Genomic DNA, 3,768 nt, shown 5'->3' with positions numbered 1-3,768 from the left:
GCAGGATCCGCCGGCGAATCTGACGGTGTTTCGGGGTTCGGGCTGCTCATCGGTGGTGCTCGTTTCATGCCCTCAGTGAGTGATCTCGGTTGCCTCCGAGTGTCTCACTAAATCCTGACAGAGAGGGGATCGCGCGAAACTCGTCGACGGGCAGCACCCCACTGCGGTGTTGTTCGGTTGCGGAGATTCGCGCGTAGCCGCGGAGATCATTTTCGATCAGGGTCTGGGCGACATGTTCGTCGTGCGCACCGCGGGTCACGTGCTCGATGATTCGGTTCTCGGTTCGATCGAGTACGCCGTCGATATCCTCGACGTGCCGCTGATCGTCGTGCTCGGGCACGACGGTTGCGGCGCAGTGAAGGCAACGCTGGACGCTCTGGACGAGAATGCGGTGCCCGATGGTTTCATTCGTAGTGTGATCGAGCGTGTTGCACCGTCGATTCTGATGGGCCGCAACGAAGGTCTGTCCACGGTCGACGAACTCGAAGGTCGTCATGTGGTGGAGACGGGGTCGTTGATCATGCAGAGGTCGCGGATCATCGCCGACAAGGTGGGCAAGGGTACGTGCGCGATCGTCGGCGTCACGTATGCGTTGTCGGACGGCCGGATGCGCCTGCAGGGCACTGTCGGTGATGTCGGAGAAACCGCAACGGGCTCCGAGTCCGGTGACGCCGATCGCCTCGCCTGAAACGACCGCGCCAGAACGCCAGTAAACCATCGGCTGGGCGGCTGGAGATTTCTGTCGGGATCCCGCGAATGCCGCCAGGCCAGCGTGAAGGCGGGGAGCGGGTCATCGACGTATCGCGGCTTAGGGGTGTTTGATCATGCAGGAATCTTTGGCGCATGTGTTGACGGAGATCCGAGGGTGCACGCTGTGCGCTGACCAGCTGCCCTACGGTCCGTGGCCCGTCGTGCAGGCCGGTCCCTCCGCTCGGTTACGCATTATCGGCCAGGCACCCGGACGTAAAGTCCACACCACCGGTATCGCATGGGACGACCCGTCGGGGGATCGTCTGCGCCGGTGGCTGGATCTCACGTCGACGCAGTTCTACGATCCGGGCACGGTCGCGCTCACGTCGATGGGGTTCTGCTATCCCGGCAAAGCACGTTCGGGCGATAAACCGCCGCAACGAGAATGTGCAGCCCGGTGGCACCCGCGGCTCGACGATCACTTGCCGAGCATTGCGCTCACGGTATTGGTCGGTCAGTATGCACACGCCTATTACTTAGGGCGGGATCGCAGAACGTCGTTGACCGATACCGTCCGCGCTGCCGAGGATTACTTGCCGCTCGGCTATCTCCCTGTACCGCATCCGTCTCCGCGCAATCAACCGTGGCTGTCGAAGAACCCGTGGTTCGAGGAGGACGTGTTACCGATCGCGCAGGCTGCAGTTCGGGCCCTCCACCTTTGACCGCTGCCGGTTCTCCTGGTGCACGGCCTACGAACGCGTCTCGCCTGGTCAGTGCCGCATGTGCCAGCGTCAATGTCGAGTGCGGGATTACTCTGTTCGGCGTGACCGACGTATCGACTCGACAGCGCCGAGCCTGCTGACCCACTGAGCTGAGCAACTGGCGTGGTCACTTTGTTGCTCTCACCGACCTCGACGCCGCGAACTGTTCCGGGGAGAACAACCACGCGGGGGCTCGCTGTTCGGACCCGACGATTGCTGCGCCCGTAATTCATTGGCGAGAGTCGAATGTAGGGCCGGGCCGGGCGTCACGCTTGCCTGCTCGATCGCGGCAGCGGATGGTGAGGGGATGGATCGCTACTGAATTACCATGCCCGACGGTTCGGCCGTCGACGAATACTTCCACTCGGACAACGACGCAATCACAGCAGCCACGGAAGCGAACTCGGGCACGAGTTGTGGGATCACCGTCGAACGCTACGCCGAGGACGGCCACCTCTTCGCAACGCATTTCCCTCAAGGAGGGCACCGCGGTACCGCCCGCCGGCACCGCCCTCGCCCCGGATAGGCCAGCAATCGTCCAGTCCAGGATATAGAGAATGTTGTTGCGTCCCGATACGGCGGCGAAATCGGCTCGTTGATCCTCTTCCGGGAAACAGCATGGCAATCATCAAGTGCCGCAAGGCTTCGATCTCAACCGGGCCTGCAGTGCCGTTCCCTTCCAACATGGGATCTACAGACTGTGGACTTCCTGCCTGTCGTGCCGACGGCACGTACCTGTCAATGACGGGTGATGACCCCGGACCTCCGCCGGTATCGCGATACGTGATCCACAGCGGTGCTCGACTGCCGTTCCGCAGGATTGAAGCGTAGGAGGTCGGGTTGACTCACCACCGTATGTCGCATCGCCTGAACAACGAATTATGCTTCGGCGGAAAGTGATACGAGTTTCTGTTGTAGTTTCGGCTCCATGTCGTGATGTGGCAACTCTCCGAACGAAGTGTTAGCACGTTCTGCGATTCCGGAGGCAGTTCGTTCACTGGTTTTTGTCGGGGCGCAGGCCGCCGAATGCCCTAATGTGTGTTCTCCCCGAATTACGTGAAACGTGCAACGAGCAAACGCGTGAATTCAAGAAATATGGTGGGCTGTCGTTGCCGGAGGGGTAGGCAGTATCAGGGCGCTGGCAGAGACGTGAGTTCCTGTTTTCGTAGGGATCGACGAGTGTGAAAAATGCCCAAGGTTCTCGGGTGCTCCTGCGCGGGCGTGATTGCGTTGGGTCGATGTCGGCCCTGGCAGCGTCGGCCCGGGTTATGTCGTTGCAGCTGCGGGAATCAGCAGGAGATCGTCGGAAGAACTCGGCCACATGATGTCCAACCGCCCCGCCCACTACAACTAAAGGACTAACCCGAAAGAACTAACTCCTCCCGTAGAAGAGGTTTGTCCGATTCGGCCTGACGCAAACCGTCCGGTCTGTGCTAATTTTCTGGAAGCTTAAATTTCCCCTGTGAGAGGCGTCAATCGCATGTCCAAGAACACTCGTCGTACCGGAACCATCGCTGCCCTCGTCGGCGCAGCCGCGCTGATCGCGCCGGCCTTCGCCCATGCCGCACCGACCGGTTCGCCTCGGCTCCGCAGATCCGGGGGCGGGCTTCACGTGTTCCGCGACGTCGACTGAAACCACCGCCAACGGATGGGGCATCCCGTTCACCGACGAGAAGGACCAGACCGCCTCCTACTCGGCAGAAAACGTCTTCGACAAGGACGGCTCACTCAAACTCGAAGTCACCGATGTCACGGATCGCTCCGTCTCGTACCACGCGGCCGGCAGCATCAAGCTCGCCGACGCTGCAGCGAAGGAGATCGGGTTCTCCGAGCGCGCAGTCACCACCAGCGCCGCGTTCCAGCTACGCCTGACCGGCACCACGAACCCGGCCGACAACGGTTTCACCACTCTGGTGTGGGTCCCGAGCCAGAATGGCGCACCCGTTACGACGGACGCGGTGAATCACGAGAACATCCAGGACGGACTCTGGTGGAGCACCCGCACCATCGGCGGCGCAGCCAAGGGCGTTCCCACCTCACTCGACGCCATCGTCGCAGCTAATCCCGACGCCAAGGTCGAGCACTACGGCGTCAGCGTCGGAACCGGCTCAGCAGCCTCGAGCGTCTTCGTCGACGCAGTGAAGCTCAACGGATGCACAACCAACTTCGCCAAGAAGGACGCCGACCCCGAGGGGACTGTTTCGTAATCGGTGTTTTGGCCCGAGACGCTGAGTGAATGCTCGGCGAGGAGGTGCCGAGATGACGACACTGGAGAATGTTACGAAGAAGAGGGCCGAGCCCTCCGCGGAAGCTGCGG

General features: G+C 61.6%; 2 protein-coding genes and 2 pseudogenes. All 4 read left to right on the top strand.

The features are described 5' to 3' along the window. Positions 1-89 precede the first annotated feature (89 nt). Positions 90-688 (top strand): annotated as a pseudogene (locus G8767_RS34925) (carbonic anhydrase). A 136-nt stretch (positions 689-824) separates the two neighbouring features. Beyond that, positions 825-1,412: a uracil-DNA glycosylase family protein gene (locus G8767_RS34920; protein WP_166814244.1), complete on the top strand. Its 588-nt coding sequence runs from the start codon at positions 825-827 to the stop codon at positions 1,410-1,412. Between the two features lie 367 nt (positions 1,413-1,779). After that, positions 1,780-1,977, top strand: coding sequence for a hypothetical protein (locus tag G8767_RS34915; RefSeq protein ID WP_007732151.1), 198 nt, complete (start codon positions 1,780-1,782; stop codon positions 1,975-1,977). 954 nt (positions 1,978-2,931) lie between these two features. Continuing rightward, positions 2,932-3,658 (top strand): annotated as a pseudogene (locus tag G8767_RS34910) (hypothetical protein). The last annotated feature ends 110 nt before the right edge of the window (positions 3,659-3,768 follow it).

It is taken from the genome of Rhodococcus sp. IC4_135 (assembly GCF_011602025.1).
Taxonomy (GTDB): Bacteria; Actinomycetota; Actinomycetes; order Mycobacteriales; family Mycobacteriaceae; genus Rhodococcus_F; species Rhodococcus_F baikonurensis.
The sequence above is the reverse complement of the archived record's forward strand: the minus strand, read 5'-3'. Positions and strand labels throughout refer to the sequence as shown.